The following is a 17,150-nucleotide window of genomic DNA, read 5'->3' as shown; positions in this document are numbered from 1 at the left end:
CGGCGAATTGTCTTGGAGACGGGGTGAAAATTTCGTGCAACGCATATCCGGAAACAAATTAAAGCGCTCAGACCCGGTCAAAAATGCAAACGCCCCGAACCGGTCGGGGCGCTGCGAAGTCACCTGAAAAGAATCACTGCCTTACTTCTCGGCGCGTTCCTTGAGGGCTTTCAAGGTATTGAACGGGGCATCCACCACGAACTTGTTGGCCACCATCGACGGCACGCTGCCGCCCGGCTCGGTGTGCACCTGATAGGTCACTTCGATCTGGTCGCCCTTGGGGACGAACTTCCAGAAACCGTCGACCTTGGCGACCCGCACGAAACCTTTTTCTTCGGGAATGTATTTCGGCACGCCTTCGAGCTTGCGGGTCAGGCTGCCATCGGCACCTTCGGTGGTCGTGATGTGCAGCACCGAATCACGCGGAGTAACCGGCCATGGGGTGTTGAACTGAGTGTAAGTCCAGCTCTGGTCACCTTCGTGCTTGAGCAGCTTCTGGGTCTTGCATTCGTGAATCCAGGCGCAGGCCCCGGACACGTCCTCCTGCAACGCACGCAGCTTGGCCATGGTGGTTTTCATCAGCGTGACGCCCTGGTAGGCCTTGTAGTCGGACCCGGCCACTTCACTCAGGGAGATCTTGATGCCGTCTTCGTCTTTTTTGACTTTCCAGTCTTCGGCCTGGGCCGTCGAGGTAGCCAGCACAACCGTCAAACCACACAGCAAAGCCATACGATGCAGCGAACCCATAGTCTTATTCCTTATTGTTGAAGTTCCGTTCGTTGTACACATCACGCCGCCGTCATTTGCTCCCACCAGCCAATCAACCGGATGGCGTCTTCGCTGCTGCTTCCACACACCTCGGGGTCAGCCTCGAAGGCAGAACACACCGCCGGCCGTTCCGGCTGGCCGAAAATATTGCACAGGTTATCGGAGGAAAGTTGCAGGCAACGTTGCCCCGCGGCCTTGCCGTTGGGCATACCGGGGATCGGTGAACTGATGGACGGGGCAATGCAACATGCGCCACAGCCCTCACGGCATTTCATGACGACAAGCTCCTCGCGACGAGCAATGTGTAAAAGGACGGGCACAGAGTACCCGCTAAAACAGTTGTTTTAAATTACCTGCGAGCGGGTTTTCAGTACAAACACGCGTGACCGGCCAGTCTCCGACAAAGCGTCTGGTCTGCGGCTCGCGGATCAGGTTACTGCTTGAACTCGAAATCCAGTGCCGCGCCTTCGACCTCGCGACGCTCTTCATTGCGCAGTTGCAGCTGCATTTCATTGTTGAGCAGGCGGCCGTTGAGCTGGAACGGGCTGCTGCCGCTTTTGTCACCGAACAGTTGGGGTAACAGCGGTTCGCGCTTGACCAGCGGCACCGTGCCGACCGGCTTCAGCTCCTGAACCATGTCCCGGGGCAAGCTCAGATCCAGGTTGGCAGACGGAAGCGCGGTCTTTGCCACCTCACTGGCCGGTTTCGACTTGGAGGCAATGGGCGGGCGTTTTTTCACCGGTGTCGCCGGTTTCCTGGCCGGCGCGGCTTTTTTTACAGGTTCGGACTTGATCGGTGCGACGTGGAAACTGCCGGTAGTCTGTTCCTGCTCGGGGGCGGCAACGACGGATGCTGGCTGAACACTCATCAACAGACAGAGCAAAAGCCAGGCGGCAGGAAAAATAGGTTTCATGTATCCCACGGTGGGTGCAAACGGCAGAGGTGCATATGCTCGCCTGTTGCAGCCCACAAGACAAGCGAAGTAGCTGCCTGTTACAAACCGCCAGTCATCTCCTGGCAGAGCTGGGTGGCCAGCATGCCCAGGGTCATCAATGCGCGCTCGGCTTCACGGTTCCACGGGATGCCGCAATTGAGGCGAATGCAGTGATTGAATTGCTCGGTGTTACTGAAGATCAGTCCCGGCGCAATGCTGATGCCCTGCTGCAGTGCCCGCACGTGCAACTCCTGAGTGTTGACCCGTCCCGGCAGACTGACCCACAGGATGAAGCCACCGGTAGGGCGGGTCATCTGCGTGCCTTCCGGGAAATACTGCTGCACCGCCAGCTGGAAGGCACTAAGGTTCTTGCGGTATTCCTGGCGAATGAAACGCAAATGCCGGTCGTACCCGCCATTTTCCAGGTAAGCGGCAATGCCCATCTGGGTCACGCTGCACGCAGAATGCGTACTGAACGTCTGCAAGCGCTGGATTTCCTGCTGATACTTGCCGGCAATCATCCAGCCGATCCGCACGCCAGGCGACAGGGTTTTCGAGAAGCTCGAGCAATAGATCACCCGGTCCAGCCGATCGTAGGCCTTGAGGGACTTGGTGCGCCCCTGTTCGAACATCAGCTCGCCATAGATATCGTCTTCGACAATCTGGATATCGAAGTCCGACGCCAGGCGCAGCAGTTGTTTCTGCCGTTCTTCGGGCATGGTGCCGCCCAACGGATTGCTCAGCCGCGTGGTCAGCACCAACGCCTTGATCGACCATTGGTTGGCGGCCAGTTGCAGGGCTTCCAGGCTCATGCCCGTGGCCGGATCGCTGGGGATCTCGATGACCTTGAGACCCAACAGGTCGGCCAGTTGCAGCAAGCCGTAATAGGTCGGCGACTCGGCCGCGATCAGATCGCCCGGACGGGTCAGCACGCGCAAGGACATCTGCAGCGCATCGACGCAGCCGTGGGTGATCACCACTTCCGACGGATCGACCACCACGCCGGCATCGCGCATGCGGATCGCCACCTGTCGGCGCAACGGCTCGAAACCGGGGCTGAACATGTAACTGAAAGCCCGCGGGCTATGGAAACGGGTGACCTTGGCCAATTGCTGATGCAGCGCCCGCACCGGCAAATAATCGACGCTCGGCACTGCGGCGCCCAGCGGAAAGACGCCTTCACGACGGGATTCGACCAGCACTTGTTGAATGATGCTGCTGCGGGTGACCAGGCCCGGGCGTTCGACCCGGGCGATGTCCGGCGTCGGCGCGGTGAGTGCCGGCGTCTGGTGCACGTAGTAACCCGACTGCGGCCGGGCGCGGATCAGCCCCTGATCTTCGAGATTGGCATACGCCTGCAATACCGTCGCATGGCTGACATTGAGCTGCGAGCTCATCTTGCGCACCGAAGGCACGCGCTCTCCCGGCTGATAGACCCCACGGCGGATGTCTTCGGCCAGTTGTTGAGCAATACGTTGGTAGAGCAAAAGATTGGTCATGACGCAGCACTCGATTTCACGGGCATTTTATTCTTGTGTGAAACAATACCGGAACAGTTTAGAAGTGTACGGGGACAGTTGCCACAATAGTCGACCGTACAGTGCAGTGTCAGCAAAATCTGTACTGTTTTGTGCGCTAATCGGCAGGCGTAAAAAAACCCGGCGCTGCATGGCAGGCCGGGCTTTCCAGCGACGCAACCCTTAGCGGGCGGCGCCGAGCTGGCCGTTTTCGTCGGAAAACACAATTTCCACCCGACGATTCTGCGCCCTGCCCCGTTCCGACGCATTCGCGTCCACGGGATACTCGTCGCCATAACCTTCGACCTTGATGCGCTTGTCGTCGATACCCAGGTCAATCAGCACATCAGCCACCGATTGCGCGCGGTCGCGGGACAGCTTGAGGTTTTCCTGCTTGCCGCCGGTACTGTCCGTATAACCTTCGATCCGCACCACACGCTTGGGGTTGAGTTGCAGGAACTGCACGATCTTCAACACCACGCGGTTGGCCGAAGGTTTCAGCTCCGCTTCGCCGGTATCGAACAGCATGTCGCCCAACGTCATCACCAGGCCGCGGTCGGTCTGGGTGGTGGTCAATGCGAGGATCTGCTCTTCGAGCCATTTGCCTTGCTGCTGCACGCTGAACAGTTTCGATTCACGCAGCGCCAGTTGCAGGCGCTGGCGTTCCAGTTCGAGTTTTGCCGCTTGCTCTTCGTTGAGCGCCTGATTGGTGTGTTCCCGGGCAATAGCGCTGTAGCGCTGGCTCAGGTAGGCGTAATGCACCACGTCCGAACCGCTGCCCCAATAGCTGGACAGGCGATCGGCACGGGCCAGGGACTCACCGGCGCGAATCACGTCCTTGGGAGCGATTCGCAGCACATTGGAGTCTTCCTTGACCTTCTGAAAGTCGGTACCGGCCTGCTGCAACGCAGTCTCGCTGTGCTGGCTGACGCAACCGGACAGTGTCGCGCAACCTGCCAGGATCAAACTGCCGAGGGCTTTGCTCTTGAGGCTCATTCGGCATCTCCCAGTTGCTTGCGCAGGCGGGCGATGCGGGTGTTGAGCACGTTCAACTGTTCTTCGCTCTTGGCCGTCAACACCTTGGCTTCAGCCAGGCGCGCATCGAGTTCGGCCTGTTCGGCCCGCATGCGTGCGTTCTTGAAGGACTGGTCAGCCATGTTGCCCTTGGCGCGATTGAACTTGTCTTCGGCCAGTTTCATTTCCGGCACATCGTCGGCGGTGGCGCCCACAGCCCGGGCCTGTTCGAGTGCCTGCTCGGTCAGGCGAAATTGTTCATTCGGCGCAGGATCGGTTGCACAACCCGCCAGGGCGGCAATGGCCACGGCAGCGAAAAGAGGTCGAATACTCACTAAATATCCCTACTGTTTTGGGGTACTGACGGGTTGTTGCGAGGGTTGCTGCGGTTGTGAACGCTGTGCCTTCCAACGCTCGATATTGCGCAGCAACACGGCCTCCGTCAGTCCGGACGCGGGCAATTCTGTCATCTTTTTGGCCAACTGTCCGCGCAACCACGGATCGTTGCAGGCCGAGTCATGGGAAATCGCCAGGTACAGGCCAGGCTTGTCGACCGGTTGCGGGCGCGCAATCAGATCAGCGGCCATGCCCAGGCTCTGCGCGGTCGCCATGCCTGAATAGCGTCCTGCCAGCACAAACTCGACTTCGCCCAACAGCAGTTTCTGCAAGGCCTGGGTCAGGCTGGACGTGCGCTCAAGGGTCAGTTGCTGTCCGGCAAAGGTGCTGAATGGCGGGGTCATTCGGGCCTTTTCCGACACGGCACCGGGATGGCCGTGCAAGTCCTGTGCTTGGTTGTAGACCAGCGTCGAGTCCTTGCGAGTCCAGACCAGGTAGTCGTTTTCAAGCAAGGCAGGATGGATATAGTCCAGGGTCTCCAGCTCGCTGACGGTCAACGTCGCATCCGCCAGCATGTCCATGCGCCCGCTGCGCACTTCCTCCAGGGCCTGGGCGCGTTTGCCGGCATACAGCAGTTCGACCTTGAGCCCCAACTCCCCCGCCACGTGCTGCAGCAAATCGGCGCTGGCACCGATCAGGTGTTTGGGGTTCTGCGGGTCTTGCCACAGATACGGCGGCGCGTCAGGGCTGCCGGTGACCACCAGGCGTTCGCATTTGCCTGCGGCGACAGACAGCGTCGGCAATAGCACCAGTCCCAACAAGCTCCACGCAGGTCGCAGATCCATGGCAATACACTCCTCAAACCGGTTATGCCCCCCCTGTAGGAGCGAGCTTGCTCCCACAAGGGAAAAAGGCAAAAAAAAAGCCCGACCATAAGGTCGGGCTCTTTATAAGTGAAGCAGCCGGATTAGACCAGCTTCTCCAGCTCAGGGATGGCTTCGAACAGGTCCGCCACCAGGCCGTAATCGGCCACCTGGAAGATCGGCGCTTCTTCGTCCTTGTTGATCGCAACGATCACTTTGGAGTCTTTCATGCCGGCCAGGTGCTGGATCGCGCCGGAGATACCGACGGCGATGTACAGCTGTGGAGCAACGATCTTGCCGGTCTGACCGACCTGCATGTCGTTCGGAACAAAACCTGCGTCGACCGCGGCGCGCGAAGCACCAACGGCAGCGCCCAGCTTGTCGGCCAGGGCGTACAGGTGTTTGAAGTTGTCGCCGTTCTGCATGCCGCGACCGCCGGAAACGACGATCTTGGCAGCGGTCAGTTCCGGACGATCGGACTTGGCCAGCTCTTCACCGACGAAGCTGGAGATGCCAGCGTCGTGGGCAGCAGCAACGGCTTCAACGGCAGCCGAACCACCTTCAGCGGCAACCGGGTCGAAACCGGTGGCACGCACGGTGATCACTTTCACTGCGGCGTTCGATTGAACGGTAGCGATGGCGTTACCGGCATAGATCGGACGCTTGAAGGTGTCGGCGCTTTCTACCGAGATGATCTCGGATATCTGGTCAACGTCCAGTGCAGCGGCAACGCGCGGCAGGATGTTTTTGCCGTTGGAAGTAGCGGCAGCCAGGATGTGGCTGTAGCCCTTGCCCAACTCTGCTACCAGAGGAGCGACGTTTTCCGGCAGTTGGTGAGCGTAGGCAGCGTTATCAGCTACCAGCACTTTAGCCACGCCAGCGATTTTCGCAGCGGCTTCAGCCACGGCGCCAACGCCCTGGCCAGCAACCAGAACGTGGATGTCGCCACCGATTTTGGCGGCGGCAGCAACGGTGTTCAGGGTGGCAGGCGCCACAACCTTGTTGTCGTGCTCAGCGATTACCAAGATAGTCATAATTAGATTACCTTCGCTTCGTTTTTCAGTTTCTCGACCAGTTCAGCCACCGACTTGACCTTGATACCCGCGCTGCGTGCAGCCGGCGCTTCGACTTTGATGGTCTTGTTGGTGGAGGCGGTGGAAACGCCCAAAGCGTCCGGAGTCAGCACTTCGAGAGGCTTCTTCTTGGCTTTCATGATGTTTGGCAGAGACGCGTAGCGCGGCTCGTTCAGACGCAGGTCGGTGGTGACGATGGCCGGCAGCTTCAGGGAAACTGTCTGCGCGCCGCCGTCGACTTCACGGGTAACAGCTACGCTGTCGCCGCTGATTTCGACTTTCGAAGCGAACGTGCCCTGACCGTAGCCGCTCAGTGCAGCGAGCATCTGGCCGGTCTGGTTGTTGTCGCTGTCGATGGCTTGTTTGCCAAGGATCACCAGCTGAGGCTGTTCCTTGTCGACAACAGCTTTCAACAGTTTGGCAACAGCCAGGGAAGTCAGGTCTTCGGCGTTTTCTACGAGGATGGCGCGGTCGGCACCCAGAGCCAGCGCGGTGCGCAGTTGCTCTTGAGCGGTGGACGGGCCTACGGAGACGACGACGATTTCAGTCGCAACACCTTTCTCTTTCAGGCGTACGGCTTCTTCCACGGCGATCTCGCAGAACGGGTTCATCGACATCTTGACGTTGGCAAGATCGACGCCGGAATTGTCCGCCTTGACGCGAACCTTGACGTTGTAATCCACAACGCGTTTGACAGCTACAAGAACCTTCATGGATTCCTCGTTACTCTCCGGTGAAAAGAAAATCGCCTGGGCGAACCTGGCGGTTGATGCTCATCGGGCGCAAGGGCACCTCTAAAAACGCCGGCAAACGTGTCAAGTGACCGTCGCTCATGTTCTGCATGACCGTTCGTCAGTGGTGACTGACGAGTCATTCAACATCGCGGCGTGTAAACTTCGCGCCAAACCCGCATGGCGCATCACTCTCTACGGCCATCGCCCTGTCTTTAGAGGTGCTCTTGAAACCAACAGTCAGCCTACGGCGAGCGCAAAACCGACCGTATCTTGACCGGAACGCCTATTCCGGTCAATACGCCAAAATAGCCGTTCATAAGGCGCGTGACTTTGATTTCTCTGGCTTTGAGCCAATTCAAACAAACGTTTGTATTGGACGCTGAGAGTGGTGTAGATATAATGCGCCACCCAAAGAGAAAGGTGGTCAATCGATTGTCCGCTTTCGGCGTTGCGCCGGAATTCATGGATGCGACACCCAACCTCCAAATTAGAAAAAAAACTGTTGAGCCTTGAGTAGGAGATAACCTGTGGAACGCGAATACATGGAATTCGACGTTGTCATCGTCGGTGCCGGCCCCGCTGGTCTTTCCGCCGCCTGCCGCTTGAAGCAGAAGGCCGCCGAAGCCGGTAAGGAAATCAGCGTCTGCGTGGTCGAAAAAGGCTCCGAAGTCGGTGCTCACATCCTCTCCGGTGCCGTGTTCGAACCACGCGCCCTGAACGAACTGTTCCCGGACTGGAAAGAACTCGGCGCGCCGCTGAACACCCCCGTCACCCGCGACGACATCTTCGTGCTGAAGAATGCCGAAAGCGCGCAGAAGATCCCTGACTTCTTTGTGCCCAAGACCATGCACAACGAAGGCAACTACATCATCTCCCTGGGCAACCTGTGCCGCTGGCTGGCCACGCAGGCCGAAAACCTGGGCGTGGAAATCTACCCGGGCTTCGCTGCCCAGGAAGCGCTGATCGACGAGAACGGCGTGGTGCGCGGGATCATCACCGGTGACCTCGGTGTCGACCGCGAAGGCCATCCGAAAGAAGGCCTGTACACCCCGGGCATGGAACTGCGTGGCAAGTACACGCTGTTCGCCGAAGGTTGCCGCGGCCACATCGGCAAGCAGCTGATCCAGCGCTACAACCTCGCCAGCGATGCCGACGCCCAGCACTACGGCATCGGCCTGAAGGAAATCTGGGAAATCGACCCGGCCAAGCACCAGCCAGGCCTGGTGGTCCACACCGCCGGTTGGCCGATGGACATCATGGGCACCGAGAACACCGGTGGTTCGTTCCTCTATCACCTGGAAAACAACCAGGTGTTCGTGGGCCTGATCGTCGATTTGTCCTACAGCAACACCTACCTGTCGCCGTTCGACGAGTTCCAGCGCCTCAAGCATCACCCGGTGCTGGCCCAGTACCTGGAAGGCGGCAAGCGCATCAGCTACGGCGCGCGCGCCATCTGCAAGGGCGGCCTGAACTCGCTGCCGAAAATGGTCTTCAAGGGCGGCGCGCTGATCGGTTGCGACCTCGGCACCCTGAACTTCGCCAAGATCAAGGGCAGCCACACCGCGATGAAGTCCGGCATGCTCGCCGCTGAATCGGTGGCTGAAGCACTGTTCGCCGAAAAGGATGGCACTGAGGAGCTGACCAGCTACGTCGATGCGTTCAAGAACAGCTGGCTCTACGAAGAACTGTTCGCCAGCCGCAACTTCGGCCCGGCGATCCACAAGTTCGGCGCGATCGTCGGTGGTGGTTTCAACTGGCTCGACCAGAACATCTTCGGCGGCAAACTGCCGTTCACCCTGCACGACACCAAGCCGGACTACGCCTGCCTCAAGCTCGCGGCCGACTGCAAGAAGATCGACTACCCGAAACCCGACGGCAAGCTCAGCTTCGACAAACTCAGCTCGGTGTTCATCTCCGGTACCAACCACGAAGAAGAGCAACCGTGCCACCTGAAGCTGAAAGACCCAAGCATCCCGATCAGCAAGAACCTGCCGCTGTACGATGAGCCGGCACAGCGTTACTGCCCGGCCGGCGTGTATGAAGTGGTGACCAAGGAAGACGGCGAGAAGCGCTTCCAGATCAACGCCCAGAACTGCGTTCACTGCAAGACCTGCGACATCAAGGATCCTGCACAGAACATCACCTGGGTAACGCCGGAAGGCGCTGGCGGCCCGACTTACCCGAACATGTAAGCCGAACTGCAAACATCAAGGCTCCCGAATGGGGGCCTTTTTGTTGCCTGAAATTATGATCACGCACCTTTGTAGGAGCCGGCTTGCTGGCGATAGCGGTGTGACAGAGAACATCTATTTCGACTGATACTCCGCTATCGCCAGCAAGCCGGCTCCTACATGGGGTTGGTGGTGAGTCAGGCTGCGCGCTCGTCGCCGGGGTTGCGCTCGAAGTAGCGTTTGTACTCGCGACTGAACTGCGACGTGCTCTGATACCCCACCCGATGCGCCACCTGCGCCACGCCCAGCCCCTCGGCCAGCAACAACTGCTGCGCCCTGAGCAGACGCAATCGCTTCAGATACTGCACCGGCGACAACAAGGTGCTGCGTTTGAAATGCTCGTGAAAGGTCGATGCACTCATGTTCGCGCAACTGGCCAGGGTCTCGACGTTCAACGGTTCGGCAAAATGCGCATGCAGATGACTGAGGGACGCCGCGATCCGGGCAAACTGCCCCTGCTGCTCGACCAGCGCCCGCAGCACATCGGCCTGTGGCCCGCGCAACGCCACGAACAACAATTCGCGCAAGCGAGCCCGGCCCATGATCCGACTCTCCAGCGGATCGTGCAGGCAACGCAGCAGCCGCTCGACACAACCGCGCATGGCGTCGTCGAGCACTGCCGAGGTCATGGACTCAGGCGTTTGCGCCGCAATATGCCGCCCGGGAGCCAGGCCCATCGCCAACACCAACTCGCCCAGCATCACCCGGTCGATCGCGACCGAGACCCCGAGCATCGGTCCGTCCGGGGCGGCAAAGGTTTCACATTCGAACGGCACTGGCAGCGCCTGAATCAGGTAGTGCCCTGCACCATATTCAAGGGTACGCGGCCCCAGGTAAGCCAGTTTGCTGCCCTGGGCGATGATCACCAGGCTCGGCTCGTAGATCTGTGGCCCTCGGGCCACATCGCAACTGGCCCGCAGCACCTGCACGCCCGGCAACGCGGTCGGGACGAATCCGTCGCGCGTCGAGAGCGGCTCGATCAGCGAAACCAGCGTGGCATTGGCATCAAGGTGACGGGTCAACTGCATTGAAAAAGCTTCACGGAAAAAGGGATGAAAACATCATCGCAGGTCTGATCGCCAATGGGATCGATCAACCGCCGATGCCGGAGGAATAGGCAAAACACCCGGAGGAATCGCCATGGCCGCTACCGGGTTCGGCGCCCAGAATGCGTCGCCTCACCTGTCACTGCTTCTGCGAGGTTCAACATGTACACCGCCATCGGATACGCCGCCCAGTCGGCCACCACTCCCCTCGCCCCCGTGAAATTCGAACGCCGCAGCCCACGGGTCGACGACGTTGCCATCGAGATTCTCTACTGCGGCGTCTGCCATTCCGACATCCATCAGGCCCGCAACGAGTGGGGCATTGCCGTTTACCCGCTGATGCCTGGCCACGAAATCGTCGGCAAAGTGACCGCCGTTGGTGCGAACGTGACCCACCACAAGGTCGGCGATCTGGTCGGCGTCGGCTGCATGGTCGACTCGTGCCGCAGCTGCGAAGCTTGCCAGGCCAGTCTCGAGCAATACTGCCTCGAAGGCCCGACCATGACCTACGCCACCCCGGACCGGGTCGACGGCAGCAACACCATGGGTGGCTACTCCGACAGCATCGTGGTCAGCGAGCACTTTGTGGTGCGCATTCCCGAGAAGCTCGACCTGGCCAGCGCCGCGCCGATCCTCTGCGCCGGCATCACCACCTACTCACCGCTCAAGCACTACGGCGTGAAGGCCGGTGACAAGGTGGGGATTCTCGGCATGGGCGGGCTGGGCCACATGGGCATCAAGTTCGCCAAGGCCATGGGCGCCGAAGTGACGCTGTTCACCCGCTCGGCAAGCAAGGCCGAAGAGGCTCGCCGCCAGGGCGCGGACCATGTGATCGTGTCCACCGATGACGCGCAGATGCAGGCCGCCGCCGGTCACTTCGATTTCCTGCTCGACACCATTCCGGTGCAGCACGACCTCAATCCCTACCTCGATACGCTGCGATTCGAAGGCGTGCATATCCTGGTGGGGTTGATCGAACCGGTGGAGCCGCCGTTGCATGCGGCCAAACTGGTGCTGGGACGTCGCGTGCTCGCCGGCTCGCTGATCGGCGGCATCGCCGAAACCCAGGAAGTGCTGGATTTCTGCGCCGAGCACAACATCACCTGCGACATCGAAATGCTCGACATCCGCCAGATCAACGAGGCTTACGCGCGCATGATCGCCGGTGACGTGAAATACCGTTTTGTCATCGACATGGCGACCCTCAAGGTTTAAACCTTGAGGCCCAGTTCTGCCGACAGCCGGGCCGTGACCCCTTTGATCAGGGGAATCAGCTCGGACATCTTTTCCAGCGGCATGTACGGCACGGTGCTGGCGATGCTGATGCCGGCGACGATGCGTTTGCTGGCATCGCGGATCGGCGCCGCCACGCAGCGGATCGACGGTTCGTTGTCTTCCAGATCGAAGGCGTAACCGCCGGCCACGTACTCGACCATGCGCTGCGCGAACTGCTCCCAGGATTGCTCCGGGTGCTGCGGCCAGAACTGGTTTTTCCCACCCACCGGCAGGCTGACTTCGTACAGGCGCTGCCACTCTTGCGGCGAATCATCGAGCATCAGCGCCTTGCCGATGCCGGTGCGCGCCAACGGCATGCGATGGCCGACCCGCGAACGCATTTCCGGGCCATTGCGCCCCGGATTCTTGTGCAGGTACAGCACTTCGTCGCCTTCACGGATCGCCAGGTGAATGGTGTCGCCGGTCAATGCCGACAGCTCATCCAGATACGGCCCGGCCAGGGTCACCAACGGCAACTCTTCACGGGCCTGAAAGCCCAGCTCGATCAGTTTCGGCCCCAGCAGATAACCGACTTGCGGCACCACCCGCAGATAACGCTCGTCCACCAGGCAACTGGCCAGGCGATGGGTGGTGCTGCGCGTGGTGCCGATCAGCCGGGCGATTTCTTTGAGATCGCGGGCGCCACTGGCCACGGCGTGAACCACACCCAGCCCGCGAAGCAGGGTCTGGGTGCCGGTCGGCGCGGCGTCCTTGGCGATTTTTGGGGCGTCTTCCTGCATATCCAGCCTTTACCGTTGAGCGAGTGAACGGGCGGCATTATGGTCGCCCGCGTGCCACGACTACAACTTGATACGTTCGACCTTGCCCACCAGCAGGATGTAGGACAGCGCGCCGATCAACGCCAGCACCGAGATGTAGGTGATCGCCGGGGCAAAGGAATCACCCGTGGCGAGAAAACCGATGACGATAGGCGTGGCGATCGCCGACAGGTTGCCGATGAAGTTGAACACCCCGCCCGTGAGCCCGAGCAAGCGCGCCGGAGCCAGGGTCGATACCAGCGACCAGGTGATCGAAGCCAGGCCGTTGCCGAAAAACGCCAGCGCGAGGAAGGCAATCACCAGCGGCGTCGACTCAACAAAGTTGGCGCCGATGATCGAAGTGGAGATCAGCAAGCCGCTGATGATCGGCAACTTGCGGGCGAACCCTACGGTGTAGCCGCGCCGGATCAGGAAGTCCGAAAAGAAACCGGAGCACAGCACGCCGACAAATGCCGCCAGAAAAGGCAGCGAAGCCAGCAAGCCAGACTTGATGAAGTCCATGCCACGGTATTTCACCAGGTAGGTCGGGAACCACGTCAGGAAAAACCACAGCGTCGAGTTGAGGCAGAACTGCCCGAGGTAGATGCCCCAGAGCTTGCGCTTGGTCAGGACGATGCCCAGGTCGGTCCAGCTGAATTTGGCTTTGACCTTGGCTTGTTCCGCCTGGATATCCACCAACCCGCCGCCCTCGCGGATCAGGTCGATCTCAGCCTCGTTGGCGCCCTTGAAATCCCGTGGCTCGCGATACACCGCATACCAGATTGCAGCCCAAATGATCCCCACCGCGCCAGTGGCGACGAAGACCATGTGCCAGCCGAATTCGTGCTGCAGCCACGCCAGCACCGGTGTCAGGAAGGCCAGGCCGACGAACTGCCCGGAGGTGTAGAAACCGATGGCCGTGGCGCGCTCGCGCTCAGGGAACCAGGTGGTGACCACGCGGCTGTTGATCGGATAGGCCGGCGCCTCCAAAGCACCGACCGCCATGCGCAATACGAACAGCGCGATGAAGCTCGCGGCGAAGCCGAGCATCACCGTGGCCACCGACCACAGCAGCAAGGCGACGCTGTACAGGATCCGTGGCGGCACACGATCCACCAGCCAGCCACCGGGGATCTGCATGGCGGCGTAGGTCCAGCCGAACGCCGAGAAAATCAGGCCGACGTGGATCGGGTCGATGCCCAGGTCACTGGTCAGCGCCGGGGCGGCAATCGACAGGTTGCTGCGGTCCAGGTAGTTGATCACCACGGTGATGAACAGCAGCACCATGATGAAAAAACGCTTGCGGCTGGGCGTCACCAACGACGCCTGCCCGGTGAGGGTTTGCGGTTGCATGAGGGGTGCCTCTTATTATGGTTATTGAGGTCGATTTAAAAACTGGCGGCAAACCCTGTGGGAGCTGGCTTGCCAGCGATGACGGCGACACATTCAATAATGATGTGACTGACAGGACGCCATCGCCAGCAAGCCGGCTCCTACAGGGGATCGTGGTGAATCAGAGAGATTTCACCACTCGGCAAAACTGCCATCGGCATGGCGCCAGATCGGGTTGCGCCAGCGGTGGCCGATGGCCGCGCGTTCGATCACGTATTCCTCGTTGATCTCGATGCCCAGGCCCGGGCCGTTCGGGATCTTCACGAAGCCCTTGTCGTAGTCGAACACCCGTGGGTCTTTGACGTAGTCGAGCAAGTCGTTGCTCTCGTTGTAATGGATGCCCAGGCTCTGCTCCTGAATGAACGCGTTGTAGCAAACCGCATCCAGTTGCAGGCAGGCCGCCAGGGCAATCGGGCCCAGCGGGCAATGCAACGCCAGCGCGACGTCGTAGGCTTCGGCCATATTGGCGATCTTGCGGGTTTCGGTGATGCCGCCGGCGTGGGAGGCATCCGGCTGGATGATGTCGACGTAGCCTTCGCTGAGCACGCGCTTGAAATCCCAGCGCGAGAACAGCCGCTCGCCCAGGGCAATCGGCGTACTGGTCAGCGGCGCGAGCTCTTTGAGCGCTTCATAGTTTTCGCTGAGCACCGGCTCTTCGATGAACATCAGCTTGTACGGATCCAGCTCCTTCATCAGCACCTTGGCCATGGGCTTGTGCACCCGGCCATGGAAGTCCACGCCGATGCCGACGTTCGGGCCGACCGCATCGCGCACGGCAGCGACGTTGGCCAGGGCCTGGTCGACCTTGTCGAAGGTATCGAGGAATTGCAGCTCTTCGGTGCCGTTCATTTTCACCGCGGTGAAACCCCGCTCGACCGCTTCCTTGGCTGCACGCGCGGTGTCCGCCGGCCGGTCGCCACCGATCCACGAATACACGCGAATCTTGTCCCGCACCTGCCCACCCAGCAGGTCGCTGACCGACACCCCCAGCGCCTTGCCCTTGATGTCCCACAAGGCCTGGTCGATACCGGCCAGGGCGCTCATGTGGATCGCGCCGCCACGGTAGAAGCCGCCGCGATAGAGCACGGTCCAGATGTCCTCGATGTTGCGCGGATCCTTGCCGATCAGGTAGTCGGACAATTCTTCAACGGCGGCGGCAACGGTGTGGGCACGACCTTCGACCACGGGCTCGCCCCAACCGGTCACGCCTTCGTCGGTTTCGACCTTGAGGAAGCACCAGCGCGGCGGAACGATGAAGGTGGTCAGTTTGGTGATTTTCATCTTTTGGCTCTCTTGTTAGATGCAGCGCGCTCGGCGCTCAACGAAGTCTTAGCGAAGGGCTTTCCAGGCAGCGACGTAGGCCTTGGCATTGGCCGCCACTTGCAGAGAGGTCATGCCCGGTTTGAACAGACCGGAGCCGAGGCCGAAACCTTTGACGCCGGCGTCGATGAACGACTGCATGTTGTCCGGTGTGATACCGCCGACCGGCGCCAGAAGGGTTCCGGCAGGCAATACGGCGAGCCAGGCTTTGACGACGGCAGGGCCCATCTGCTCGGCCGGGAACAGTTTGAGGATGTCCGCGCCTTCAGCCAGCGCAGCAAAGGCCTCGGTCGGTGTGGCGACACCCGGCGACAGGTAAAGCCCCGCCGCTTTCGCTGCGCGCAGGACTTTCGGATCGCTGTGGGGCATGACGATCACCTGGCCGCCCGCAGCTTTCACTTGTTCGACCTGCTCCGGCGTCAACACCGTGCCGGCACCGATCAGGCAATCGGCAGGCAAGGTGCTGCGCAGGATGCGGATACTTTCGTACGGCTCAGGGGAATTGAGCGGCACTTCGATGACGCGAAAGCCTGCGGCGTACAGGACTTCACCGATGGCAGCCGCTTCCTGTGGGCGCAGGCCACGCAGGATCGCGATCAGGCCGTTTTGCGCCAGCGCTTGTTTGAGCATGTCAGACCTCCAGGCAGGGTTAACGGGATGCGGTGGACGTGACCAGGCCGGCGGCGAGCGCCAGTTGCCACAAGCCACGCTCAGTGGCCTGTTCGGCCAGGGTCACCCGGGCAAAACCGCAGGCGTCGAGCGCACGGCTGTAGCGGGCACACAGTTGCGAATTACCAATGAGGATGATCGACGGCAGGTGCACGCTGTTGCGCCGACGCCGCTGGACATTGGCCAGGGCCGCCAACTCGTGGCCGATCAGCAGGCCGGACAGGTAGTCCGCCTGGGCAGTGGCGCTCAACTCGCCGGTCAGGCCCAGGCTGCGGGCGCTGAACAGGGTCGACAGCGGACCGGTCTCCCCGTCCGCCGACAACGCGACCTGCACACCGCGATCAAATGCATCGCCATCGAAGGACCCACCGCGCTGCTGGGTGCGTCCGAGAATGCTGTGTTCGCTGAGCACGGCGAAGACTTCGCCGGTCATGAAGGTATCGAAATGCACGATGCAACCGTCGGCCACCTCCACCCATTTCGAATGGCTGCCCGGCAGGCCGATCAGCAGATCGGCGCCCGTCTCGCCCGCCAGGGTTTGCAGCACGCCGAGCACCTGGGTTTCTTCGCCGCGCATCACGTTCGGCAAACGCGAACGCTCGATGACGCCGGGCACAATGTGCACATCGACGCCGCGCAGGCTGCGTACGGTTTGCAGGGAGGTACCGAGTGTGGCGACGTTCGCCGGCGTGTCGCGGTAGGCCGCTTCGCGCCAGCCCTGGGCGCTGCCGACCATGCCGCAGGCAATCACCGGTAATTGCGGCTGCGCATCGAGCCAGTCGCCGCAAGCCTCATCGAAGGCCAGTTCGAAACCATCGGTGCATTCGCGGCCGCCAATGATTCGCGGCGCCTTTGGCAGCTGCATGATCCCCGACGACAGCGAACGCTGTTCGAGCACCTGCCCGCCTTCAGCCAGTTTGTAAGCACGTAATGAGGTTGTCCCCCAGTCGAGCGCGATCAATTGCGCCTGCATCGCTTCACCTGTTTTGGTTTTTGGCAGTGAGTGAGCTGGACTATAAACCTGCGCAGGGAGAAATCTCAATATATAAATATCAATCCCACATTGTGAGACAAGACAAAAAAACGCAGCCCGAAGGCTAATGCCAGTCAGTTAAGCTGACTGGCATTTTTATTTCTGATCGGATACTTCGGCGATTTGAGCCGGATGGCGCGAGGATAAATACGCTCCTCTCGCCGATGAGGCAGGACATAGTGCGGGG

General features: G+C 60.6%; 17 protein-coding genes. 2 read left to right on the top strand and 15 right to left on the bottom strand.

Features of this window, described 5'->3' with window-relative positions; translation table 11 throughout:
- Nucleotides 1-141: 141 nt before the first annotated feature.
- From EI969_RS04140 to EI969_RS04100, 9 genes are all read right to left on the bottom strand, one after another.
- A complete protein-coding gene (locus EI969_RS04140) occupies nucleotides 142-747 on the bottom strand; it encodes an START domain-containing protein (RefSeq protein ID WP_160386060.1) in 606 nt (201 codons plus the stop codon).
- 41 nt (nucleotides 748-788) lie between these two features.
- Nucleotides 789-1,043 carry a YkgJ family cysteine cluster protein gene (locus EI969_RS04135; RefSeq protein WP_160386059.1) on the bottom strand — a complete coding sequence of 85 codons (255 nt, stop codon included), beginning with the start codon at nucleotides 1,041-1,043 and terminating at the stop codon, nucleotides 789-791.
- A 158-nt stretch (nucleotides 1,044-1,201) separates the two neighbouring features.
- Nucleotides 1,202-1,681 carry a translation initiation factor 2 gene (locus tag EI969_RS04130; protein WP_160386058.1) on the bottom strand — a complete coding sequence of 160 codons (480 nt, stop codon included), beginning with the start codon at nucleotides 1,679-1,681 and terminating at the stop codon, nucleotides 1,202-1,204.
- Between the two features lie 80 nt (nucleotides 1,682-1,761).
- Complete coding sequence (locus EI969_RS04125; RefSeq protein WP_160386057.1) at nucleotides 1,762-3,201, bottom strand: PLP-dependent aminotransferase family protein; 1,440 nt, start codon at nucleotides 3,199-3,201, stop codon at nucleotides 1,762-1,764.
- A 201-nt stretch (nucleotides 3,202-3,402) separates the two neighbouring features.
- Complete coding sequence (locus tag EI969_RS04120; RefSeq protein ID WP_160386056.1) at nucleotides 3,403-4,215, bottom strand: OmpA family protein; 813 nt, start codon at nucleotides 4,213-4,215, stop codon at nucleotides 3,403-3,405.
- Complete coding sequence (locus tag EI969_RS04115) at nucleotides 4,212-4,568, bottom strand: DUF4398 domain-containing protein (RefSeq protein ID WP_160386055.1); 357 nt, start codon at nucleotides 4,566-4,568, stop codon at nucleotides 4,212-4,214. Before EI969_RS04115 ends, EI969_RS04120 begins: the two co-directional genes overlap by 4 nt.
- A gap of 9 nt (nucleotides 4,569-4,577) precedes the next feature.
- Entirely contained in the window at nucleotides 4,578-5,414 is an 837-nt protein-coding gene (locus EI969_RS04110; RefSeq protein WP_160386054.1) for an ABC transporter substrate-binding protein, read from the bottom strand.
- A gap of 122 nt (nucleotides 5,415-5,536) precedes the next feature.
- A complete protein-coding gene (locus EI969_RS04105; protein ID WP_160386053.1) occupies nucleotides 5,537-6,466 on the bottom strand; it encodes an electron transfer flavoprotein subunit alpha/FixB family protein in 930 nt (309 codons plus the stop codon).
- Nucleotides 6,467-6,468: 2 nt separating this feature from the next.
- The gene (locus EI969_RS04100; protein WP_160386052.1) at nucleotides 6,469-7,218 is read right to left on the bottom strand and encodes an electron transfer flavoprotein subunit beta/FixA family protein; all 750 of its coding nucleotides are present in this window, start codon (nucleotides 7,216-7,218) and stop codon (nucleotides 6,469-6,471) included.
- Between the two features lie 548 nt (nucleotides 7,219-7,766).
- On the opposite strand from EI969_RS04100, the gene EI969_RS04095 reads away from it, so the two are divergent.
- Nucleotides 7,767-9,431, top strand: coding sequence for an electron transfer flavoprotein-ubiquinone oxidoreductase (locus EI969_RS04095; protein WP_160386051.1), 1,665 nt, complete (start codon nucleotides 7,767-7,769; stop codon nucleotides 9,429-9,431).
- 176 nt (nucleotides 9,432-9,607) lie between these two features.
- Here EI969_RS04095 and EI969_RS04090 read toward each other — a convergent pair whose 3' ends face one another.
- Nucleotides 9,608-10,498 (bottom strand): AraC family transcriptional regulator, encoded by an 891-nt coding sequence (locus EI969_RS04090; protein WP_160386050.1) that lies wholly within the window; start codon nucleotides 10,496-10,498, stop codon nucleotides 9,608-9,610.
- A 180-nt stretch (nucleotides 10,499-10,678) separates the two neighbouring features.
- On the opposite strand from EI969_RS04090, the gene EI969_RS04085 reads away from it, so the two are divergent.
- Nucleotides 10,679-11,731 carry an NAD(P)-dependent alcohol dehydrogenase gene (locus EI969_RS04085; protein WP_160386049.1) on the top strand — a complete coding sequence of 351 codons (1,053 nt, stop codon included), beginning with the start codon at nucleotides 10,679-10,681 and terminating at the stop codon, nucleotides 11,729-11,731.
- Here the strand turns inward: EI969_RS04085 and EI969_RS04080 are convergent.
- The 5 genes from EI969_RS04080 to EI969_RS04060 form a co-directional block, all read right to left on the bottom strand.
- Nucleotides 11,728-12,531, bottom strand: a complete 804-nt coding sequence (locus tag EI969_RS04080) for an IclR family transcriptional regulator (protein WP_160386048.1) — start codon at nucleotides 12,529-12,531, stop codon at nucleotides 11,728-11,730. The two genes, EI969_RS04085 and EI969_RS04080, sit on opposite strands and share 4 nt — an antisense overlap.
- 60 nt (nucleotides 12,532-12,591) lie before the next feature.
- Nucleotides 12,592-13,902: an MFS transporter gene (locus EI969_RS04075; RefSeq protein ID WP_160386047.1), complete on the bottom strand. Its 1,311-nt coding sequence runs from the start codon at nucleotides 13,900-13,902 to the stop codon at nucleotides 12,592-12,594.
- 171 nt (nucleotides 13,903-14,073) lie between these two features.
- The gene (dgoD, locus tag EI969_RS04070) at nucleotides 14,074-15,222 is read right to left on the bottom strand and encodes a galactonate dehydratase (protein WP_102671668.1); all 1,149 of its coding nucleotides are present in this window, start codon (nucleotides 15,220-15,222) and stop codon (nucleotides 14,074-14,076) included.
- Nucleotides 15,223-15,270: 48 nt separating this feature from the next.
- Nucleotides 15,271-15,891 carry a 2-dehydro-3-deoxy-6-phosphogalactonate aldolase gene (locus EI969_RS04065; protein ID WP_160386046.1) on the bottom strand — a complete coding sequence of 207 codons (621 nt, stop codon included), beginning with the start codon at nucleotides 15,889-15,891 and terminating at the stop codon, nucleotides 15,271-15,273.
- A 19-nt stretch (nucleotides 15,892-15,910) separates the two neighbouring features.
- A complete protein-coding gene (locus EI969_RS04060) occupies nucleotides 15,911-16,903 on the bottom strand; it encodes a 2-dehydro-3-deoxygalactonokinase (RefSeq protein ID WP_160386045.1) in 993 nt (330 codons plus the stop codon).
- Nucleotides 16,904-17,150: the final 247 nt, after the last annotated feature.

The organism is Pseudomonas sp. PB101 (assembly GCF_009764265.1).
Taxonomy (GTDB): Bacteria; Pseudomonadota; Gammaproteobacteria; order Pseudomonadales; family Pseudomonadaceae; genus Aquipseudomonas.
This window is presented reverse-complemented; position numbering and strand designations above follow the sequence as displayed.